This is a genomic window from Paenibacillus sp. QJM3NY_38 (genome assembly GCF_056173265.1).
The window spans coordinates 6,835,836-6,856,438 of sequence record NZ_CM149665.1 but is presented as its reverse complement, the minus strand read 5'-3'; the positions used below and the strand labels follow the sequence as shown (position 1 = coordinate 6,856,438).

The 20,603-nt window shown below is 51.2% G+C and carries 18 protein-coding genes; 16 read left to right on the top strand and 2 right to left on the bottom strand.

Annotation, left to right across the window (positions count from 1 at the left end; translation table 11 throughout):
• The first annotated feature begins 139 nt into the window (after nt 1-139).
• The 10 genes from AC0VZ8_RS31870 (at nt 140) to AC0VZ8_RS31825 (ending at nt 11,522) form a co-directional block, all read left to right on the top strand.
• On the top strand, nt 140-1,600 hold the full coding sequence (locus AC0VZ8_RS31870) for a catalase (RefSeq protein ID WP_475485463.1): 1,461 nt from the start codon (nt 140-142) through the stop codon (nt 1,598-1,600).
• 248 nt (nt 1,601-1,848) lie between these two features.
• On the top strand, nt 1,849-3,831 hold the full coding sequence (locus AC0VZ8_RS31865) for a methyl-accepting chemotaxis protein (protein ID WP_475485462.1): 1,983 nt from the start codon (nt 1,849-1,851) through the stop codon (nt 3,829-3,831).
• 227 nt (nt 3,832-4,058) lie between these two features.
• Complete coding sequence (locus AC0VZ8_RS31860) at nt 4,059-4,874, top strand: uroporphyrinogen-III synthase (protein WP_475485461.1); 816 nt, start codon at nt 4,059-4,061, stop codon at nt 4,872-4,874.
• A 111-nt stretch (nt 4,875-4,985) separates the two neighbouring features.
• Nucleotides 4,986-5,624, top strand: a complete 639-nt coding sequence (locus AC0VZ8_RS31855; RefSeq protein WP_071218819.1) for a ThuA domain-containing protein — start codon at nt 4,986-4,988, stop codon at nt 5,622-5,624.
• 33 nt (nt 5,625-5,657) lie between these two features.
• Nucleotides 5,658-6,356, top strand: a complete 699-nt coding sequence (locus AC0VZ8_RS31850) for a response regulator transcription factor (protein ID WP_260068625.1) — start codon at nt 5,658-5,660, stop codon at nt 6,354-6,356.
• Nucleotides 6,353-7,705: a sensor histidine kinase gene (locus tag AC0VZ8_RS31845; RefSeq protein WP_475485460.1), complete on the top strand. Its 1,353-nt coding sequence runs from the start codon at nt 6,353-6,355 to the stop codon at nt 7,703-7,705. Before AC0VZ8_RS31850 ends, AC0VZ8_RS31845 begins: the two co-directional genes overlap by 4 nt.
• Nucleotides 7,706-7,792: 87 nt before the next feature.
• Nucleotides 7,793-8,473, top strand: coding sequence for a PepSY domain-containing protein (locus AC0VZ8_RS31840; protein WP_071218822.1), 681 nt, complete (start codon nt 7,793-7,795; stop codon nt 8,471-8,473).
• A 121-nt stretch (nt 8,474-8,594) separates the two neighbouring features.
• Nucleotides 8,595-9,260, top strand: a complete 666-nt coding sequence (locus AC0VZ8_RS31835; protein ID WP_475485459.1) for a PepSY domain-containing protein — start codon at nt 8,595-8,597, stop codon at nt 9,258-9,260.
• A gap of 273 nt (nt 9,261-9,533) precedes the next feature.
• Complete coding sequence (locus tag AC0VZ8_RS31830) at nt 9,534-9,851, top strand: phasin family protein (RefSeq protein ID WP_475485458.1); 318 nt, start codon at nt 9,534-9,536, stop codon at nt 9,849-9,851.
• Nucleotides 9,852-11,522 (top strand): ABC1 kinase family protein, encoded by a 1,671-nt coding sequence (locus AC0VZ8_RS31825; protein WP_475485457.1) that lies wholly within the window; start codon nt 9,852-9,854, stop codon nt 11,520-11,522.
• On the opposite strand, the gene AC0VZ8_RS31820 is transcribed toward AC0VZ8_RS31825, so the two are convergent.
• A complete protein-coding gene (locus AC0VZ8_RS31820) occupies nt 11,519-12,085 on the bottom strand; it encodes a hypothetical protein (protein WP_475485456.1) in 567 nt (188 codons plus the stop codon). The two genes, AC0VZ8_RS31825 and AC0VZ8_RS31820, sit on opposite strands and share 4 nt — an antisense overlap.
• A 194-nt stretch (nt 12,086-12,279) precedes the next feature.
• Here AC0VZ8_RS31820 and AC0VZ8_RS31815 point away from each other — a divergent pair, with 194 nt between their 5' ends.
• The 3 genes from AC0VZ8_RS31815 to AC0VZ8_RS31805 all read left to right on the top strand — a co-directional run bounded on the left by AC0VZ8_RS31815 (nt 12,280) and on the right by AC0VZ8_RS31805 (nt 16,465).
• Entirely contained in the window at nt 12,280-13,974 is a 1,695-nt protein-coding gene (locus AC0VZ8_RS31815; RefSeq protein WP_475485455.1) for a DEAD/DEAH box helicase, read from the top strand.
• A 95-nt stretch (nt 13,975-14,069) separates the two neighbouring features.
• Nucleotides 14,070-14,420, top strand: a complete 351-nt coding sequence (locus tag AC0VZ8_RS31810) for a DUF3243 domain-containing protein (RefSeq protein WP_475485454.1) — start codon at nt 14,070-14,072, stop codon at nt 14,418-14,420.
• Between the two features lie 791 nt (nt 14,421-15,211).
• The gene (locus AC0VZ8_RS31805) at nt 15,212-16,465 is read left to right on the top strand and encodes a hypothetical protein (RefSeq protein ID WP_475485453.1); all 1,254 of its coding nucleotides are present in this window, start codon (nt 15,212-15,214) and stop codon (nt 16,463-16,465) included.
• 26 nt (nt 16,466-16,491) lie between these two features.
• On the opposite strand, the gene AC0VZ8_RS31800 is transcribed toward AC0VZ8_RS31805, so the two are convergent.
• Nucleotides 16,492-17,028 (bottom strand): hypothetical protein, encoded by a 537-nt coding sequence (locus tag AC0VZ8_RS31800; protein ID WP_475485452.1) that lies wholly within the window; start codon nt 17,026-17,028, stop codon nt 16,492-16,494.
• Nucleotides 17,029-17,316: 288 nt separating this feature from the next.
• Here AC0VZ8_RS31800 and AC0VZ8_RS31795 point away from each other — a divergent pair, with 288 nt between their 5' ends.
• The 3 genes from AC0VZ8_RS31795 to AC0VZ8_RS31785 all read left to right on the top strand — a co-directional run bounded on the left by AC0VZ8_RS31795 (nt 17,317) and on the right by AC0VZ8_RS31785 (nt 20,377).
• Nucleotides 17,317-17,796, top strand: coding sequence for a glutathione peroxidase (locus AC0VZ8_RS31795; protein ID WP_475485450.1), 480 nt, complete (start codon nt 17,317-17,319; stop codon nt 17,794-17,796).
• A 498-nt stretch (nt 17,797-18,294) separates the two neighbouring features.
• On the top strand, nt 18,295-19,656 hold the full coding sequence (locus tag AC0VZ8_RS31790) for an FAD-dependent oxidoreductase (RefSeq protein ID WP_475485449.1): 1,362 nt from the start codon (nt 18,295-18,297) through the stop codon (nt 19,654-19,656).
• 127 nt (nt 19,657-19,783) lie between these two features.
• A complete protein-coding gene (locus AC0VZ8_RS31785; RefSeq protein WP_475485448.1) occupies nt 19,784-20,377 on the top strand; it encodes a DUF4352 domain-containing protein in 594 nt (197 codons plus the stop codon).
• The last annotated feature ends 226 nt before the right edge of the window (nt 20,378-20,603 follow it).

Below are 20,603 nucleotides of genomic sequence, written 5' to 3'. Positions count from 1 at the left end.
AACTTCATATTACGATCATAAAAGGGTCATATAACACTCATGCGACAATCATGATCCAATGGATTCTCCAATGATACAATCAATTCATAAATTTAGATTCAGTCTAAAATCAATTATAGAAATGATGGAGGGTTCATATATGGATAGAATGACAACCAATCAAGGGGCTCCGGTTGGAGATAACCAAAACTCTAAAACGGCAGGACGCCGCGGACCAACGCTGCTTGAGGATTACCATCTGATCGAAAAAATCGCTCACTTCGACCGTGAACGGATACCGGAGCGCGTCGTTCATGCCCGTGGGGCAGGTGCACACGGCACATTTGTTGTGGAGAATGACATGAAGCCTTATACGAAAGCGGCATTCCTGCAGGAAATCGGTCAAGAAACTCCTGTGTTCGTTCGCTTCTCAACGGTTATTCATGGAACGGGGTCACCGGAAACAGCACGGGACCCGCGCGGATTTGCCGTGAAGTTCTATACGGAAGAAGGCAACTATGACATTGTAGGGAACCATATCCCTGTCTTCTTTATTCGGGACGCAATCAAATTCCCTGATATGGTGCATTCCTTGAAACCTTCGCCGGAGACCAACATCCAGGAGCCCGGCCGGTACTGGGACTTCATGACGCTGTCCCCGGAATCCACGCATATGATGACCTGGGTGTTCTCCGATCACGGCACACCGGCGAACTATCGGGAGTTGGATGGCTTCAGCGTCCATGCCTTCAAGTGGGTGAATAGCGAAGGCAAAGTGACCTACATTAAATACAAGTGGGAGTCTGCACAAGGCGTGAATACACTGAATGCAGACGAAGTGGTCGAAGTCCAGGGCAAGGACTTCAATCACGCCACCCGTGATCTTCATGAGCACATCTCAAACGGGAATTTTCCGAAATGGCGCCTGCAGGTGCAGCTGATGTCCCCGGAAGAGATGGATGAATTGTCCTTTGATCCGCTGGATCCTACAAAGACCTGGCCGGAGGAGCGCTTCCCGTTCGTAACGGTTGGCACAATGACCTTGAATCGCAATCCGCAGAACTTCTTTGCTGAAGTGGAGCAGGTCGCTTTCTCCCCAAGTGCGTTGGTGCCTGGCATCGAGCCGTCGGAGGATAAATTGCTGCAAGGCCGGTTATTCTCTTACCCGGATACACAGCGTCATCGACTGGGTGCGAATTATTTGCAGATTCCGATTAACTGCCCATATGCTCCTGTGCGTAATCATCAACGGGATGGCTTGATGAACGTGAATCAAGATCCTTCACCGGTAAACTATGAGCCGAATAGCTATACAACAGGCCCTGTGGAAGATCCGTCTGTAAGTGAAAGCGAAGCACCGCTCGTCGGGCGTGTCGTTCGCCAGCGTATCGAGAAAACGGATGATTTCACACAGGCCGGAGAGTTGTATCGTTCGTTTACCGAGCAGGAGAAGGATCATCTGATCCGCAATCTGGTTGATGACCTGAGTCAGGTCAAATCCGATATTCAGCTTCGTGCCGTATGCAATTTCTACCGTGCGGACGCCGAATACGGCGCACGACTCGCTGCCGGGCTTGGTGTAGACCTAAGCGCATTCATCCCTTCCAATCAGTCGAAGTAACGTATTCTGAACGTATAAGAGCCAGCCACCTTGGTTTCCGCTGTGCAGGATGGATGGCCATTATATAGACGGTAATCCAGGATTGCCGGCAAGAGGGGTACCCGTTTAACAGGGTATCCCTCTTTTTATGGAATTAATTACCTATACATACTGCATAATGAATGGTTCAGGAGATGCCGATAAGTTGAAGGGAGTATTTTTATAGAAGACAGGCGAGATTCACTGCAGTTTAGAAAGGAAAGAAACCCATGAAGAAAAAAAGTGCCAATCGTATTCGAAGAAATCTGATCCTCACATTTCTCCTCGTGCTCCTTGTGCCCAGCTGCGCCATCGGTTTTATCACCTACCGTGACGCCAAGGGAACGATCGAGGATGAAATTCTGCGCAGTGCATCGCTGAGCGTTGATACGGCGAATGAGATTATTAACCACACGCTGCAATCCAAGTTTGATGACCTGAATTATTTAAGCACCACGATGAAGTCCGCGGAAATCGACAAGGAGCTTAAAGCGCAAGCAGGTTCAACAATCAATGCGCTGAAGCAGTACTTAGGACTTCATCCGGAGACGGTGGACGTATTTATCGGTACGGCGCAGGCCGGAATTATCAAGGCATCGAGTGAAAAGCTGCCGCCGGGCTATGACCCTAGACAAACCGGTTGGTACCAGGAGGCGATGAATGCATCGGGCCAACCGATTATTACAGCCCCCTATGCTTCGAATGCAGGCTCACTGATTGTTGTAACGATCGCCCAGATGCTGCCTGACGGCAAAGGCGTCGTGGGCATTGATCTCAACCTCCGCAGCATCCAGAGTCTGGTCGAGGTGCAGGTAGGTAAAGAAGGCTACACGATGGTGCTGGATCAAAACCACAAATATTTGTTTCACCCCGATTATGAAGCAGGAACGGACGCGTTGGCTGAGGAAACCTGGATCTCCAAGATGTATGAGCAGCCGACCGGTCATTTTCACTATGTTCATGACGGCATGGAGAAACAATTGAATTACATTACAAATGAACGAACCGGCTGGAAAATTGCCGGGACCATGTATGTTCAGGAAGTCGACGACGCCGTTAATGGCATCCGCCATACGATGATTGTGGTCATGACCGTGTCGCTGCTAACCGCCTTAATTCTGGTGACTTGGAATGTAAGCTCAGTGATCAAGCCGATCCGCCGTATGCGCCAAGCGACCGAAGTCATTAGCGGGGGGGATCTGACGCTTCGCATGAAAGGCTTCAAGCGAGATGAGATTGGAGAATTGGCCGATCACTTCCAGCAGATGGTGGATAGTCTCAGAGACATGGTTCACGGGGTCAAGGCGATGACGGAGAATGTTTCCGCATCTTCCGAGGAATTGTCCGCAAGCGCCCTGCAAAATACAAGCGCCGTCGAGCATGTCACGTCTTCCATTCAGGAGGTTGCCGCCGGCAGCGAACGCCAGTTGAACGCCGCGGAGGAGATTCTGAAGCGGATTCTTCAAGTATCCCGGCATGCAGATGAGATTGCGGAAGTGTTGGAGAAGGTTACAGACGCCATGAACCAGACGGAGGAATTGGCCCAGGAAGGGAACAAGACGGTGATTACCGCAGCAGCGACGATGCAGGATATCGATCATGCGATGAACGATTTGAATGGGGTTATCCATCAGCTGTCTGAGCGGACCGAGGAGATCGGCGGTATCGCATCTGCCATTACCGACATTGCCAAGGAGACGAGCCTACTGTCGCTGAATGCCTCAATCGAAGCTGCGAGAGCCGGGGAGCAGGGCAAAGGATTTGCGGTTGTGGCCGCCGAAATCCGTAAGCTTGCGCAAAGGTCGGAAAGCTCAGCGGATTATATATCAGGGCTGATTGCAGGGATACTTGCAGAAGTGGAACGAACCATGGAGGTGACGGAAGCCGCCAGGCAGAAGGTGTCGGACGGCGTTGACGCAGCGGATCTGACCGGGCGCTCCTTCTCCCGTATCAAAAAGGCCGTGAATACAGTGTCCGGCCAGGTAAGAACCACTTCGAGAGCGGCTAAGGAATTGGCTCAAGATACGGCCTCCACGAAAAAGTCCGTTGAAGATATCCGCGGGGTGTCGGAGCAAACCTCCAGTCAGACTCAGACGATATCGGCTGCCTCTCAGGAACAGCTTGCTTCTATGGAAGAGGTGAGCGCGTCTGCTGCAGATTTAAGCCGGTTAGCCGAAGAACTGCAGGAGATGGTGAAACGCTTCAAGATTTAAGAGTTTCCGGGGCGTGCAGTATGTCTCGAATATTTCATGTTGAAGCAGCAAGGGAACTTATATTCCTTTGCTGCTTTTTGGTTTGTGGCAGGAAAGGGGGGCTTTTTGAAGAATAAGACCAAAGTGACTTTATCTATAGGAGCAGGGCCTTTATACTGGAGTCAACTGCTAGAAGCGTAAGATTAACGGATCCACAAGCTAGAAATGATGAGAGTGGGGCATATAACATGGCACAGCATATGAAAGATCGGATCGTCGCTTTGGCTGGTCCGCGCAAGGCGGCAGACATGGCTAAGCTGGTGGAGAAGATGGGAGGAACCGCGCTGCTTCGTCCGGCCCAGGGAACCGTATTTTTGGATGATGAGGTATTGCGCCGTTCGATCGAAGCTTGGCTCAAAGCGCCTGCACCGTGGGCGATATTTACGACGGGAATCGGCCTGGAAGCCATTTATGATACGGCCGAACAGATGGGCCTTTTGGATACATTGAATGAAACGCTGCAGCGCACCTCGATTGCGGCAAGAGGGTACAAAACGGCAAATGCGCTGAAAAAACGCGGCCTGGCGCCGGTCGTCCGAGATGATGATGGCAGTACGTCGGGGCTGATCCGGTCACTTGCGCCGCATGACTTGTCGGGCAAGCGCGTCATTCTGCAGCTGCACGGCGAATCTGCCCCTAAGCTGGTGGAGTGGCTGGAGAGTCGCGGGGCGGTAGTAGAGCAGATCCTGCCGTATAAGCACATTCCGCCGCTGGAGGAGGATGTTTCGCAGCTCGTGGAGGAAATTGTGGGCGGCAAGGTTGATGCGGTTGCTTTTACAAGCGCGCCCCAGTTCCGTTTTCTTGCGGATTATGCACGTGCCCACGACAAGCTGGAGGCTGTGCTTGAGGCATTCCGCGGACCGGTCCTGGCCGCCGCTGTCGGCAAAGTTACGGCCCAGGGGCTTCGCGAGGAAGGCATTGAACGCATGGTGGTTCCCGAGGAAGAGCGAATGGGCAGCATGATGGTGGCGCTTGGCCGCTACTTTGCTCAAAGCCAAGAATAATGTCATGATATAACGTAATGAAGTTGGGGAGATTTCATTCCATGCCAGCTTCTTCATGCATGTTCTCAGGGATCATGTGAAATATTGAGTAGTAATATAGGAGGATGACCGATGGATAAGAGAAAAGCATTGCTGCTTGGCAGCTACACGCACCCGAAGTTTCATCCGCTGCAAGGCATCGATAAACAAGTGACACATCTGCTGAACGACATGTTCACCGTGCAGTGCACGGAAAATCATAAAATGCTGCATGAAAGCAATCTTTACCCTTACGAGCTCTGCATCGCCTACAGCGACCTATGGGATGAGCGCGTCTCGCCCCGGCAGACCGCAGGCCTGTTGTCTTACGTAAGCGGCGGCGGCGGCTTGCTCGTGATTCATAACGGCGTTACGCTGGCCAATCGTTATGAGCTGGCGCAGCTGATCGGCGCCCGTTTTGACGGACACCCGCCCATGGAGAAGCTGTATTTCGTTCCAGGGGAGACCGATCACGATATTACGGAAGGCGTGGAACCTTTTGTGCTCGATGAGGAGCCTTACCGATTCATATTCAGTCCGTTTACGGAAAAAACCGTGCTGCTGCATTATGAATATGAAGGGAAGCAGTGGCCTGCCGCCTGGTGCCATACGTATGGCATCGGACGCGTGGTTTTCTTGATGCCGGGCCACCACGAGCCATCCTTTCTCCAGCCTCAGCTGCGTTTAATGATTACGCAAGCGGCCAAGTGGGCGGCGCGGGTTCCGGGTTAAGGCATTTCGAAATGATGGGCAGGAGGGACGCGCGTGAGCGGGAAGATACTAATTGTTGAGGATGAAGCGAAAATATCCCGTTTGCTTGAAATCGAGCTGGAAAGTGAAGGATACCAGGTCACCAAGGCAGACAACGGGCTGGATGCGCTGGAGGCATACCGCAGTCAGGACGTGGATTTAATTCTGCTGGATGTCATGCTACCCGGAATGAGCGGGATTGAGCTGCTGCGGCGGATCCGTGCCCATGACTCGCACACCGCCGTGCTGCTGCTGACAGCCAAGAGCTCCGTTGAGGATAAAGTATCGGGGCTTGATCTAGGAGCCAATGATTATATAACGAAGCCGTTTCAGATCGAAGAGCTGCTGGCGCGGATTCGTGCTGCGCTGCGGCTTCAGGGTAAGCAGGATCCGGAAGAGCAGGCGGCAGGAGAGTGGCTTACGGCAGCGGATTTGAAATTGAACGAAGGCACGCGGGAAGTCATTCGCGATGGCAGAAGGATCGATCTGACGCCGCGTGAATTTGACTTGCTCGTCTATTTACTGAAGAACAAACGGCAGGTGCTGAACCGCGAGCAGATTCTCGCTGCCGTATGGGGATACGATTATTACGGCGACACCAACGTCGTCGATGTGTATATACGATACGTCCGCAAGAAAATCGATCATGATAGCGCAAATGAGCTCATTCACACCGTCCGCGGCGTCGGCTACGTGCTCAAAGAGACCCCATGAAGCTGAGCAGTAAAATCCACCTCTATTCGTCGGTGCTGATGGCGGCCATTCTGATAGTCATGAACTTATCCGTGTACTATGTGTTTAGCAAAATGACGGTGGACAGCCAGCTGGAGCAAGCGGAAGCGGAGGACTCTAGAATTTCGCGGGAAATGGCCAAAGCCGCGGATACGATTCCGGCGAGCGATCTTCTACGAAGCTATGTCCCTCTGAACGGGAAGATTCAATTGCTCGGGCCGGATGAAAGCTATCCGTCCACTTCAGTGACTTCCTCAGGTGAGGATATGGATGAGCTTAAGCTGCCGTACGATACGCAGAAGCAGGTGAAGGTCGTCGAGTATGATAATATCCGGTATACGATGGTTTCCCTGCCTATCATTTGGAGAGACGGGGTCGTGGTTAATATACAGGTGGCCCGCAGTCTTGCCGCTACGATGGAGACGCTCCAAGTGCTGCGCATCGTACTGGTTGCCGTAACCGCGATTGCCTTGGTTCCGGTCATCCTTTCGACGCGAATATTGGGACGTTTGATCGTACAGCCGATTACGGCTTTGATCCGTACGATGCGGGAGATCCGGCAAAGCGGGCGGTTCCGGCGCATCGAGCTGAAGGAGAGATCGAAGGATGAATTGGTGGAGATGGGGGCTGCGTTCAACGACATGATTACGCTGCTGGAGAGCAATCATGCGAGGCAGGAGCAATTCGTGTCCAACGCTTCCCATGAGTTAAAGACGCCGCTCACTATCATCGAGAGTTACGCAAGTCTGTTAAAGCGACGAGGTCTGGACCGGCCGGAGTTGTTCATGGAATCCGTGGAAGCGATCCATTCGGAAGCAATTCGGATGAAGGAGATGACGGAGCAGCTGCTGCTGCTTGCCCGCAATCAGGATCAATGGCAGGTCGAGATGGAGCAGGTGGATCTCGTGGCATTATCGGAGTCATCTGCGCGTGCCTTTCGCGATGCCTATAACCGCACGGTGGAGGTTGAAGCTGATGGCGAGGTTCTCGGCTGGACGGACAGCCGCAGGCTGAAGCAGCTCTTGTTCATTCTGCTCGATAATGCGCGCAAGTACAGTGACGAACATATTGTCATCCAGGTTGGCAAGAAATCTTCAGAGGTTTATATCCGGGTCATCGACCGCGGAATCGGCATTGCCAAAGAGGAGCTGGAGCACGTGTTCGACCGTTTCTACCGGGTGGATGAGGCTCGTACCCGCCGGGGCGGGGGGGCCGGTCTTGGTTTGTCCTTGGCGAAGGATATCGCTGAGGCCATCTCGGCTTCGATTGAGCTGGATAGTCTGCCGGGTGTCGGTACAACCGCCACGATCCGGCTGCAAGAATCGAAATAAAAGGCTAAAACGTTCCTTTTTCTCATCGTATTCTAACTATGCTGCGCTATACTGACGGTAAAGACAGATTGTATCCGAGGTGATTCGATGCGTAAAAAAGTCAGTCTGCTGCTGGGTATCGTGATGCTGGTAGCGATTATGATTATTGTGAATGCGGTATGGAGTCCTTTTAGCCGTTCTACTTCCGCTATGTCAATGGATGAAGTGGTGGAGGAGGTGCTCTCCCAATATCCTGGCGGCGAAATAACGAAGACCGCGCTGGACGGCGGGGTGTATCGTTTAGAGCTTCAGTCGGGTACCGGAACATATGAGATGACGGTGGATGCTCGTCAAGGTGATATCGTGTCCATAGAGCAGCGGGATAAGACCGCTGTGAAGCCAGATCCTGAACCGGCTGGGCCAAGGGAGCCGGATCAGCCAACGGAACCGGATCAGCCAACGGAACCGGATCCAGACACTCCTCCTTCCGAGCCAGCGGATAACGGTGGCAAGGGAGCAGCGGAGGGAGCTGCGGGCGGGGAAAGCGGAAACAGAAGCGGCACTTCGGAACCGCCTGCAACGATGATTACCAAAGAATACGCGATCAAGCTTTCTTTAGACAAGGTACCCGGAACGGTGGAAGATGTGGAATATCGCGAGAGTAAGAGCAGCCGTTACTATCTGGTGGAGGTTGAGAGAGCGGACGGGCGTGAAGCGACCATTCAAGTCCATGCCATTACCGGTAAGATCATGACGGTGACTTGGGATGATGAGGACGACGATGAATAAATGAGAGGTCTTGTCCGCGTTTTCTCATCGTTTTCTAATCTTTCTCTCCGAAAGCTCTCATGTTGAGACGGTATATTGGTTTTGTAGAGATCAACAGGAGAGAAGAATGAGGAGGCGTAATATGATGAAGAAAAAAATATGGTGGGCAGGCGCACTGTCCGTAGCTATCGCGGCGAGTGGAGTATACGGTTATAACGCTGTACAGGCGGCAGGATCAGGACAGACGACTGCAGCGGGAACTCAGGCAGCAACGAAGCAACAGCAGCAGCTGATCGGAATGGAAAAAGCGGAGCAATTGGCACTGGCTGCTGCCAGCGGCAAAGTGGAGAGCATTGATATAGACCGAAAAAAGGGCAAGCTGGTGTACGATGTGGAGATCCAGCAGAATAACCGGGACGTGGATGTATGGATTGATGCCTATACCGGCAAATCCCTTGGCGTAAGAGCCGACCGGGATGACGATGATGATGATCGTGATAACCTTCCAGGCAATCTGATCGGTGCCGGCAAGGCATCCGCTATCGCAGTTAAACACGCTAAGGGCGGTACGGCTGTGGAAGTGGATCTGGACCAAGATGACGGCAGATGGGTGTATGACGTCGAAGTGAAGACGGCAAACGGATCATCTGACGTAGAAGTCCATGCGATCAGCGGTAAAGTGATCAAGGCAGAGTATGAGAAATACGACGACCATGATGACGACGATGACGACCATGATGATGACTATGATGACCATCACGATGGGGATCATGATGATCGCGACGATCATGACGGGGATGACGACTAAGCCATTCTTCAACTGCATGAGATAACACCATAAGCGAACAGGCGGGATCATTTACTTTCCCGCCTGTTCGTTTTTTTAATTGTATTTTACATAATAAGCATGGCTGGAATGCAATTTCTTGTTATCCGCCGGATTCCCCTCATATTTCATGTGAAATCAGGGGAAATTGATAAGGCAGCTTCTCTATACTTATGAAAGCAAGTCCAAGGATAGATGTTTTTACCAGCGTTAAAGGTTATAATGGAACCAGACAACGACCGGGAGGGATGTACCGTGAGTGATCTTTTTAAGAAAGCCATCTCGTTAGGATTGGGCCTTACCGTGGTCAGCAAGGAAAAAGTAGAGAAAATCGTGGATGATCTGGTCAAACGCGGGGAGCTTGCTCCTGCGGAGTCCAAAGCGCTTGTGAACCGTCTCGTCGAACGCGGCGAAGAGGAGCAGTCGCAGATCAAGAACTATATTTATGAACAGGTGCAGCGTGTATTGTCCGAGCTGGATGTTCCCAAAGAGAGTGATGTCGCCAGCCTGGAACAGCGCATTGCTACTCTGGAGAAGAAGGTTGTAGAACTGGAAGGATCGCGGCAGGAATAGATGGCGGTCCGAATTCGACATGCCGGACGTTACCGGGAAATCGCCATGGCGCTCATGCGTCATGGCTTTGGCTATATGGTGGAGGAGATGGGACTGTTTCATGTTCTGTCGCTGCCTGTCCGCTGGAGTTCCAGGGAACAGCCGGAGACGATTACGCTCGGGGAACGCATCCGGCGAGTGCTTGAGGATCTTGGTCCCGCCTTTGTGAAGCTCGGGCAGTTGGCGAGTACAAGATCGGACCTGCTGCCTGACCATATTATCCAGGAATTGGTGAAGCTGCAGGAACGGGTGCCTCCATTTTCTTCTACGAGCGCAAGGGAGCTGATTGAGCAAGAGTGGGGCATGCCGATCGATGAAGTGTTGAGTGAGTTTGAAGACAAACCGCTGGCAGCCGCCTCGATTGGGCAGGTCCATGCCGGGAAGCTGAAATCCGGAGAGCATGTAGCGATCAAGGTTCAGCGGCCCGGTGTAGCCCGGATGATCGGCCGTGACTTGGAGATATTGCGGGATTTAATCTCGATTGCCGAGCGCCACTGGGAATGGGTGAAGCAGTACCGTGTGGACCGGATCGTTGACGAGTTTGCCAGAGCGATGATGGCCGAGCTGGATTACAGCCATGAAGCCCGAAACGCAGAGAAGATAGCCTCCCAGATGCCGGAGCATGAATATATCCGCATTCCGCGGATTTATTGGGAGTACACGTCATCTAAAGTCCTGATGATGGAGTATGTCGATGGCCTCACCTTAAGCCGGAGGCAGGAGATCGTGGACAAGGGACATGATCTGAAGGCGATCGCTGAACATTTGATCGATGGCATGCTGCAGCAGATATTTATTGAGGGATTTTTTCATGCCGACCCTCATCCGGGGAATTTACTTGTCAGAGAGGACGGCAAGCTGGTCTTTCTGGATTTTGGGCTGGTGGGACATCTCAGCGAAGATATGAAGGACCATCTGTCCGGACTCATTATTGCCTTGATGCGGCGGAATTCGGAAGGGATGATCCGGGCGGTTTCCAGAATGGGTTTGATCCCGGACGATTGCGACATGGATTCGCTCCGGTCAGACATGGACCGGCTGCGTGGAGAGTATTATGACGTGCCTTTCGCTCAAGTGCGTATCGGTAAGGCATTGACGGATCTGTTTGCCGTTGCCCAGCGGCACCGGATTATGCTGCCACCGGATATGACGCTGCTTGGCAAATCATTGCTGACGCTCGAAGGGGTCATCGAGATGCTGGACCCGAGTCTGAGTATTATCGATATGGCGGAGCCTTTTGGCCGAAAGCTATTGAAGAAGCGGTATAATACCCGCCGGATCAGCAGGAAGGTGCTGGACGGGGTAAGCGGACTTGCCGAGAGTTTGCTTGATCTGCCCGGACAGGCCAGGCAGCTGTCGGCCCTGATCAGCAAGGGGAAACTGCGGGTGGAGATCAGTGTTCCCGAACTGCAAACCCTAATGCGCAAGCTGGATCAGATCAGTAACCGGCTCTCCTTCAGCATTGTGCTTCTGGCTTTCAGCATCATCATGGTGGGTCTGATTATCGGTTCGTCGCTCAGTCGAGAGCCGATGATGCTGTGGAGATTCCCCGTGATTGAAGTCGGATTCATTGTGGCCTTGCTCATGGTTGCATGGCTGTTATATGCCATTTTCAAATCCGGCAGGTTCTAGGTAGATTCGGCTCTTGCCCGCTTGCGCTGCTGCACCCAAGTCTGGACTCCGATGAGGATCCATTCTATGAGGTGAAAGAATAAGGCAATAAGAAGCGCTTGCAGCCAGCCGCCGACAGGAATGCCGGGCACGACCAGAGACGCTATGTACAGCAAAACCGTGTCGGTCACAACGGTAACCGCCTGTTTGATATAGATGGAGCTATCCTTGCGAAGCAGCAGTCTTAGCAGGGTGATAACCAAAGGATGAAGGATGCCTTCGAAGATCAGGAACCCAATCAGGATGGTGAGCGAGAAGCCGAGCCATACGCCTTGACCGCCGTAAGCCAGGATTTCACCTGATCCGGATGGATCTGATATGGGGAACCACCGGGCATATAACATCGCAAAGAGTTCTAACGGTATAATAATAAAGGCCGACAACAGCGGGATAAGCCACAGCTTCTTTCGTAAGGGTACGGTAGGCTCCCCGTCGCGTCTTGAAATATAATTCATCATCAGATTGATAAGGCCGAACAGAATCATCAGGATGAGTGCTGACAGAATGATCTGTATGGTATGCATATCGGGGACACCTCCTTAGTTGGTGTAAACTGGATTTCTATATCATAGACATTACCAAAGTCAGGGTCTTTTGTCAGTTGAAAAGAAATACAACGACAACGTTTGTTCTTCTTAGAAACGAATTCGATCGACATTTTGTCGGACTTATATGTAAGTATGTTTGTTTGCTAAATCCAATTGATTTGACGCAACAGATGCTAAATAATTTAAATGAGGTGGAACGTTTGCCGAACTTTCAACAGCTGGGCATTGACGAACAAAGAGTACGGAAACTGAAGGAGCAGGGAATTGCCGTGCCGACTCCGGTACAGCAAGAGAGTATCCCGCTGCTGCTGCAAGGAAAGGACGTTATCGCCCGGGCAAAGACCGGCACAGGTAAAACGCTGGCTTTCATGCTGCCGATTCTGCAGCAGATCGATCCTAAGCGGGCGTACCCGCAGGCGCTCATTATTGCGCCGACACGGGAATTGGCATTGCAGATTACGGAAGAAGCCAAAAAGCTGACGGCCGGCGAGCCGGACGGGATCAAAATTCTGGCGGTCTATGGCGGTCAGGACGTGGAGAAACAGCTGCGCAAGCTCGAAGGCGGCCGACATTTGATCATCGGAACACCGGGCCGGTTGCTGGACCATTTACGCCGGGGCACGCTTGAGCTGGGTGGTGTGAAGCAACTGGTACTGGACGAAGCCGACCAGATGCTGCACATGGGCTTTCTGGATGAGGTGGAGGCACTGATGCACGCGCTTCCGTATCGGCGCCAGACGATGCTCTTCTCGGCCACGATGCCTGCCGGCGTGAAGCAGCTTGCCGGCAACTATATGAAAGACCCCGTCGATATTGTCATTAAGGGGGCTTCCCCGATTCCGCTGGAGCAGATCCAGCAGGTTGTGGTCGAGTGTACAGACCGTTCCAAGCAGGATGCCCTGCGCGCGATGATTGAGGAGCATAACCCTTTTCTCGCGATTATCTTCTGCCGGACAAAGCGCAGAGCATCAACATTGAATGAGGCGCTGCTGGCCCATGGGTATCAATCGGACGAGCTGCACGGCGACCTGTCCCAAGCGAAGCGGGAAGCGGTCATGAAGCGATTCCGGGAAGCCAAGCTGCAGCTGCTGGTGGCAACGGACGTTGCCGCGAGAGGGCTTGACGTCGAGGGCGTGACGCATGTCTTTAACTACGATATGCCACATGATGTTGAAAGTTACATCCATCGTATCGGACGGACCGGACGGGCCGGTGGAAACGGGATGGCTATCACGTTTGCAGCCGGTAAGGATCTTAACGATCTACAGCGCATCGAGGAAGGAATTTCCCTGCGCTTGAAGCGAGTCCGCTATGATTCCAGTGCTGGAGGCCTTCGGGAAAGCACGGGCGGCTCAGGCAGGGATACGGGCAGAGCGGGAAAAGCTAGAAACATCTCTTCGCTTGAAGCCGATCAGGAACGCGGCCAAGGCAGAAGCCGAGCGGATCGCGGTACGGGTTCAGGGCGGAGCCGCGGCAGCGAGCAGAGCAGAGGAAGGGCCGGATCGTCACGCAGAGATGAACGTGGATCCGGACGGGCAGGAAACCGTGACGGCCGTGTAGACGAGGGACGCGGACAATCTGCGGCTGGAGGCCGCAGCAGCGGTAGTCGTGACGGCGGGCGTGCAGGCGAAGGCCGCGGACCATTGTCGGCTGGAGGTCGCAGCAGTGGCAGTCGTGACGGGGGACGTGCAGGCGAAGGCCGTGGATCACAGGCCGGAACACGCGGTGGCAGCAGCCGTGGACCGTCCAGAACCGAGGGGCGTGGAAATCAAGGCGGTCGCGGCGGACAGGGCGGTACCCGATCCTCTGAAGGCCGTGCTGCAAGAGGCCAGAGTGGTGGCCGGCGCGGTGGACGAAGCCGCTAGAAGTTCCAGAAAAATTTCAGGAAGCATCTGTTTCAATCCGGAAGATCCCGTTTAAGTAGAGAGCGTTACCCAGTCAATGACAAGGAGGCGTTACCATGTCTGAACATAATCATGTAGTGAACAAGCAAGGTGAGCTGGATGTGAGTAAGGTCAGTGACGCAATGGACCGGATTGATGATGGGGAGAAGGAGAGAATCCTGGCCGATTTTGATGCCTTCCAATCCTATTTGAACAAGCGAATTCAGCTTGCCGAGAGCATTGGATTGAATGAAGAGCAGCTGGCGCAGGCAGCAGAAAAGGTGGCTGGTTATCTGGCTGCAAACGAGGAGCCCCGTAATTCCGAAGAGAAGCTTCTTCAGGAGTTATGGAAGGTCGGAACCCAAGCGGAGCAGCATCAGCTGGCTCATCTGCTTGTGAAGCTGGCTCAGAAACGAACGGCTCCATAAGGCAAAGCGTGAGATGGAAATCCTTCCCGGCTGACTTGCCGCGGAAGGATTTTTGGGTTCAAGAGTAGTAATTAGCATACTTATAAGGATGTAGGGATGTAGGGATGTAATGATGTAAGGATGTAGGGATGTAGAGGTGGATATTAATTTCTATACATAATATGCATGCAAAGCTAGACGTGCTGTCCGCCGCCGCTTTGGTATCATATCGAGGTGCGGTGCAATGAAATGGTATCTGGGTGCGCAACGATTTGGTATCTGGGGCAATGTTATGGTATCTAGATGCAATGATATGGTATCCGGGACGATGTTATGGTATCTAGGTGCAATGAAATGGTACTCAGGTGCTACGAAATCGCTATGACGATGGCCAGAACCCTGCCGAACGCCGAGGCTAACGGACATCAGATACGTTATTTCCCTGTAATGAGGTCCATTTATCGTTATAGCGGACACCAGAACCGTTATTTGGCCTTGAAACAGCCAAAATATCGTCTTTCCAGATGAATAACGGATCTTCTGTCCGTTCGATTCGCTTAAAACCCCATTTTTTGCGAAATAAGGTCTTCTGAGTCCGTTAGGTTAGGCTGCGAGTGAACGCAGGAAGCTGATCCATCGCTCGGCAACACTTGCAATTACAGCTCTTTTGTTACACTGCCGGACGCACGTTCTACCGTTGGCTTAACATACTATTTGGTACATCCTGCGAACTGCTCCATATTGATCTCCAATGTCCTCGTTACATGTGAGCCATAGAAACAAATGAAATAATAGTAGGGGGAGTTGCCTGAATGTCTCTGGTGATTCATGAGCAGAGAAAGCCCAAAATGCAGCCTTTTTATTGGGTGATTACATTTGAAATGCACGTGCTGGGAATACTGCTTGGCCTGGCCCTGACACTGGGTCCATTGATGCTGCTGTACCTCTGGGCCAATGTCTGGACCTGGATGAGTCTGGTTGCCATACCCGCCGGTATCTTCATGATGATTCGTCTGTCCAGAAGCCTGAAAGGGCATATCTGGAACAATACGCATCTGGACGAGTATTTGTTATACGAAGATTTTATTGAATATGAGAGATGGGACCCGGAAACGAAAGACTCCCTGAAGGGGAGCCTTAGAATCGGTGACATCAAGGAAATATACTATGGTCGATACATCTTTCAATTCAGTTATGCTTATAAGAAGAGCAAAATGACCGAATCCGTGCCTATGGCGGAGTTAATGCCGATTATGTATCTGGTTGCGGGAGAAGGGCAGACGGAACGGGCGGTGGCCATTCCTTTCACGGATCCGATGGAGGCCAACCGGTGGCTGGAGGTTATCGGCAGAGGGGACATTCCCTTATACCTGACATCCATCATCATTCATGATCTTGGGGATGAATCGGTTGCGTCTTTGCTTCGCGAGGACGAGGATTTAGAGCGTGCCGAATTTGATGGCAATATGGAACGGCAATTCCGGCCTTACCTGGACCGTCTGGTACAGGAAAATGAGAAGGAAGACCGGGAATTGACGGAGGAGGAGCTTAATCAGCTGGAATACGAGATGAAACTCCTCGAGTACGAAGAGACGCTGCAAAAGCGAAGATCGGCTTTCCGTGGAACCGGTTTGCTGGCTTGGCTGATTTTTCCGGTTCAGTTCGCTATCGGTTATTGGCTGACACGCCAGGCAGAGCTGGGTAACGCGGACCCGGAACGTCCGTTATTCCCCATTTTACTTGTTGCACTCTCCGCGATCCTGTTTTTCTTCCTGGTGAAATGGATGCGCTGGCTCCAGATCATCATGTTCTCGTTGATTACCTTTATATCGTTTATGTTTTTGGATTTTTCCGAGATCGAAACGGATCCCTCGTACCAAATGTCCAGCATGCTCCTTGCTATAGCCATGCTGTCACTGCCTGTGGTCGGTCTCTTCTATTTGGGCATCCGGCATGTGCGCAAAGGTCGGGATGCAAAGAATCTGCCGCCGATGCCGGGGGCGAATCAGCCTCTTTCCGACAACGATAAGCCGGGGATTCAGCCCGGAGATCATCTGTCAACGTAATACGAAAACAAGAAAAACGCACCCCTTCACATTTGGGGGTGCGTTTCGTATCGGTATCTGTAGGTTTCCATAGGCTGGCTGGTAAAGGCGGTGTCGAGCTTCTTCTTCTCGCCGGGGGCGAGGGTTACGTTCTTGTACATCTCGGTGAAGACTTCATCATCGTTCTTATCGTACACGAAAAGGGTGATGTGACCATGAAACGTTTGGCTATCATGGTAGTTGCCGGCATAGATCTCAATGTCCGCATCATCCTCGTTTTTATAAGCGCCGGCGTGGACCACGATGTAGTCTTCAAAGCTTTGGAGCTCGGAACCCGCCTTCTTGTCCTCAAAATTTTGATCCAAATCGGTCAGCATCGTTTCTTCTTTGTAGAGCGATTCCTGGGTGATAAGACCAATGGGGATCGTCAGTATAAAATAGAAGGCCAGCGTCGATAACCCAGTGCTGCGAAGCACGGTCTTTCGGTCATAACCCCCTTTGATTAAGCCGATGAAGGCAATTAGTGCCAGCACAATGACAATGAGATGCCATGGTGATATAAACATTTCGGGATACAGTTTCATTTCTTTTCCTCACTTACTGTTGTTGAAATACGGAATATTGCAATATTTCTCCAAACCTTAAATCATTACCCTGCTTACTTGCTGATTAAACAGCTGTTATTAGCTTATGTAAATTTTGTTTGAAGAGGTCATATATTCATCATAATGGATTTCCGGGCTGCGGGGTAGAGGCGTTGGACTAAAATTTGGTTTAAGACGATTTATTCGATATGATGGAAGGAGATTGGCTAGGCTGTAGAGCTTGGAAGCATGCCATCCATTCAAAACAAGCCGGGAGGAGATTCGAAGATGTCAGTTTACGAATATCATGCAACAAATACCAAGGGTCAGGAAGTCTCGCTCGATCAGTATGCAGGCAAGGTTCTGGTTATTGCAAATACGGCAAGCCAGTGCGGACTTACGCCGCAATATGGAGAGCTTCAGGAGCTGTATGACCAATATAGCCAGCAAGGACTGCAGGTTCTTGGTTTCCCGTGCAATCAGTTTGGCGGACAGGAGCCGGGTACAAGTGAAGAGGCCGAATCATTCTGTCAATTGAATTATGGCGTGAATTTCCCAATCTTTGCGAAGATTGACGTGAACGGGGAAGATACGCATCCGTTATTTCAATATTTGAAATCCGAGCAGCCAGGACCGAACGAAGGCGGAGAGATCGCTTGGAATTTCACAAAGTTTCTGGTAGACCGCGAGGGCAAGGTGGTTCAGCGATTCGAACCGCGAGATACGCCGGAATCGATGAAGGGCGCCATTGAATCTCTGCTTGGCTAGTGGCAGAAAGTAACGATTACATTAACAGGGCTGTTTTCTTCGGGGATATTCCTCTGGGGAGAACAGTCTTTTTTTTATTTTTATGGCACATTCCGTTAGACCAGTCCAAGCAAGATCCTCCAAGGCAGAACGTATAGGATAGGGGGAACGCGCTTGAATTTCATGAGGCTGGACCCTTATAGCTTACCCTGATACGGAACCTGTATTCTTGATCTAATCTTGAGTATTGGCGATGAGAACATCATGAGCATCATGCTCTTTAGGTCAACATCTTTTATCATTCCAACCATGTGAATTTATGAACAATGTGTGAATAACGCAATTGCCTATTGAACTGTGAAATTAATCACATTATAATAAAGGCATGAAGTGAAAACATTCACAAATAATATTACCAGTCACCGCATTCATGCTCAACAAGCGTTACCAAGCATGAATCCAGGCAAAAGAGCTCATCTTAATCAAATATACAGCTTCACACTTGGAGGAGGAAAAACCATGAAAGTAGCAGTTATCGGTTGTACCCATGCAGGAACGTCCGCCATCGTGAATACCGCCAAACTTTACCCGGAAGCACAGATCACCGTTTATGAACGCAATGATAACATCTCATTCCTGTCTTGCGGCATCGCGCTTTACGTTGGAGGCGTTGTAAAAGACCCTGACGGTCTGTTCTACTCTTCGCCTCAGAAGCTCGACGAGCTGGGTGTTGAAACCAAGATGAAGCATGAGATCATTTCGGTGGATACGGATAAGAAAAGCTTGAAAGTTCGGAACCTGGTTACAGAAGAAATTTTTGATGATGCCTATGACAAACTGATTATCACAACCGGATCATGGCCAATCGTACCGAAGCTTGAAGGCATCGATCTGAATAATATTCTGCTCTGCAAAAACTACAATCATTCCAATGCGATCATTGAAAAAGCGCAGGAAGCGAAACACATTACGGTTGTCGGCGCCGGTTATATCGGCGTGGAACTGGTTGAAGCCTTCCAACAGAACGGCAAGCAGGTTACCCTGATTGATAGTGCCGACCGCATTTTGAACAAATATCTGGATCCGGAATTTAGCGGCAAGATCGAGGAATCCTTCCGTGAAAAAGGGATTGAGATGGCTCTGGGCCAGACTGTGACTTCTTTCCAAGGCAAGGATGGCAAGCTGAACAAGGTCATCACCGACAAAGGTGAGATCGACACGGATCTCGTGATCCTCTGCATCGGCTTCCGTCCGAATACGGAGCTGGTGAAGGGGCAGGTGGATATGCTGAAAAATGGCGCCATCGTCGTGGATCAATATATGCAAAGCAGCAAGCAGGATGTATATGCAGCAGGCGATTGCTGCTCCGTGCACTATAACCCGACCGGTAAAATGATGTACATTCCACTGGCTACTAATGCAGTCCGGATGGGTACGCTCGTTGCACGCAATCTTGTGTCGCCGACAACCCCTTATATGGGAACGCAAGGTACGTCGGGATTGAAAATATACGAACACAACATTGCCTCGACGGGATTAACCGAAGGAGCCGCCAAGGACGAAGGCTTGAAGGTGGAGACGGTCACCATTACGGATCATTACCGTCCGGAATTCATGCCTACCTTCGAAGAGGTTACGCTGAAGGTGGTATATGAGCAAGACAGCCGCCGCATGCTTGGTGCACAGGTCATTTCCAAAGTGGATATGACGCAATCGATTAACACGCTGTCGGTATGCATACAGAATCGGATGACGATTGATCAATTGGCCTTCATCGACTTCTTCTTCCAGCCGCATTACAATAAACCGTGGAATTTCCTTAACACGGCTGGACTGCAGGCATTGCCGGCGGTCGAAACAAAAACACCGGTACATTCGTAATTGATTCACCAAGAAGACTCCCTGATTCGGGGGTCTTTTTCTTGTTTTTGAAGGATTATGGATTTTGACAGCGAATTGGAAAATATCCGGACATGTAGATTTCGACTTTCAGGAGGTAGGATAAAGTATGAATAAAAAAGTAATGTTGGCCTCAGCTGCATTGTTCTCCATGCTGCTGACTGCCGCTTGTTCCAATGATCAGGCTGATCCGCCTGCAGAGACTCCGCCGGCTGTTGTGGACAGTGGGGGGACAGGTCAGACGGGGACGTCTGAAGAACAGCCGCCTGCAGAACCCCAAGGTGAAGACCAACCGGCCGACAACGCAGAGGTGAAGCCGATCGGCGAACCTGCCGCAGTGGGCGATACGGTGGATTATCACGGCACGGTCATTACGCTGAACGGCGTACGTGAATCCGAGGGTGATGAATATTTGAAGCCCCAGCCCGGCCATACGTTTAAGGTGGTTGACATTACCGTGAAGAACAATGGCCAGGAGCCGCTGGTCATCTCTTCCGCACTGTCTTTTTCCCTGACGGATTCGAGCGATCTTAACTATACGGTTCCCATTACGGATGACGTGAAAATGCTGGACGGCACCGTTGCCCCAGGCGGCGAGCTGACAGGTGAAATACCGTACGAAGTGAAGCAGGGGGTTAAGGGACTGCAACTGAGTTATGGCGATCCGATGAAAGAAGGAAGAGCCATTTGGGCAGTGGAATAAAAAAATAATATTGGTTTCGGGATGTACGAATGATGAAAGGATTTTGCTGAGGCAAGGTCCTTTTTTCTATGTGATTGTGAAGACGCTGCTTTACATGCGGGAATGTTTTCAGTATGATTAAACCGTACAGTCGGTTTTTTAGCTGTGAGCGGTGTTCATCATCTTCACAGATTCATTTTTATTAAGAGAATCAGGTTTTGGTACGTGAATTCCGGACTATTATTTC

Bases quoted from the DNA above. Each gene is read 5' to 3' on its own strand.
- AC0VZ8_RS31870 (WP_475485463.1), top strand. From the start codon at position 140: ATGGATAGAATGACAACCAATCAAGGGGCTCCGGTTGGAGATAACCAA.
- AC0VZ8_RS31865 (WP_475485462.1), top strand. From the start codon at position 1,849: ATGAAGAAAAAAAGTGCCAATCGTATTCGAAGAAATCTGATCCTCACA.
- AC0VZ8_RS31860 (WP_475485461.1), top strand. From the start codon at position 4,059: ATGGCACAGCATATGAAAGATCGGATCGTCGCTTTGGCTGGTCCGCGC.
- AC0VZ8_RS31855 (WP_071218819.1), top strand. From the start codon at position 4,986: ATGGATAAGAGAAAAGCATTGCTGCTTGGCAGCTACACGCACCCGAAG.
- AC0VZ8_RS31845 (WP_475485460.1), top strand. From the start codon at position 6,353: ATGAAGCTGAGCAGTAAAATCCACCTCTATTCGTCGGTGCTGATGGCG.
- AC0VZ8_RS31840 (WP_071218822.1), top strand. From the start codon at position 7,793: ATGCGTAAAAAAGTCAGTCTGCTGCTGGGTATCGTGATGCTGGTAGCG.
- AC0VZ8_RS31835 (WP_475485459.1), top strand. From the start codon at position 8,595: ATGATGAAGAAAAAAATATGGTGGGCAGGCGCACTGTCCGTAGCTATC.
- AC0VZ8_RS31825 (WP_475485457.1), top strand. From the start codon at position 9,852: ATGGCGGTCCGAATTCGACATGCCGGACGTTACCGGGAAATCGCCATG.
- AC0VZ8_RS31820 (WP_475485456.1), bottom strand. From the start codon at position 12,085: ATGCATACCATACAGATCATTCTGTCAGCACTCATCCTGATGATTCTG.
- AC0VZ8_RS31815 (WP_475485455.1), top strand. From the start codon at position 12,280: ATGCTAAATAATTTAAATGAGGTGGAACGTTTGCCGAACTTTCAACAG.
- AC0VZ8_RS31810 (WP_475485454.1), top strand. From the start codon at position 14,070: ATGTCTGAACATAATCATGTAGTGAACAAGCAAGGTGAGCTGGATGTG.
- AC0VZ8_RS31805 (WP_475485453.1), top strand. From the start codon at position 15,212: ATGTCTCTGGTGATTCATGAGCAGAGAAAGCCCAAAATGCAGCCTTTT.
- AC0VZ8_RS31800 (WP_475485452.1), bottom strand. From the start codon at position 17,028: ATGAAACTGTATCCCGAAATGTTTATATCACCATGGCATCTCATTGTC.
- AC0VZ8_RS31795 (WP_475485450.1), top strand. From the start codon at position 17,317: ATGTCAGTTTACGAATATCATGCAACAAATACCAAGGGTCAGGAAGTC.
- AC0VZ8_RS31790 (WP_475485449.1), top strand. From the start codon at position 18,295: ATGAAAGTAGCAGTTATCGGTTGTACCCATGCAGGAACGTCCGCCATC.
- AC0VZ8_RS31785 (WP_475485448.1), top strand. From the start codon at position 19,784: ATGAATAAAAAAGTAATGTTGGCCTCAGCTGCATTGTTCTCCATGCTG.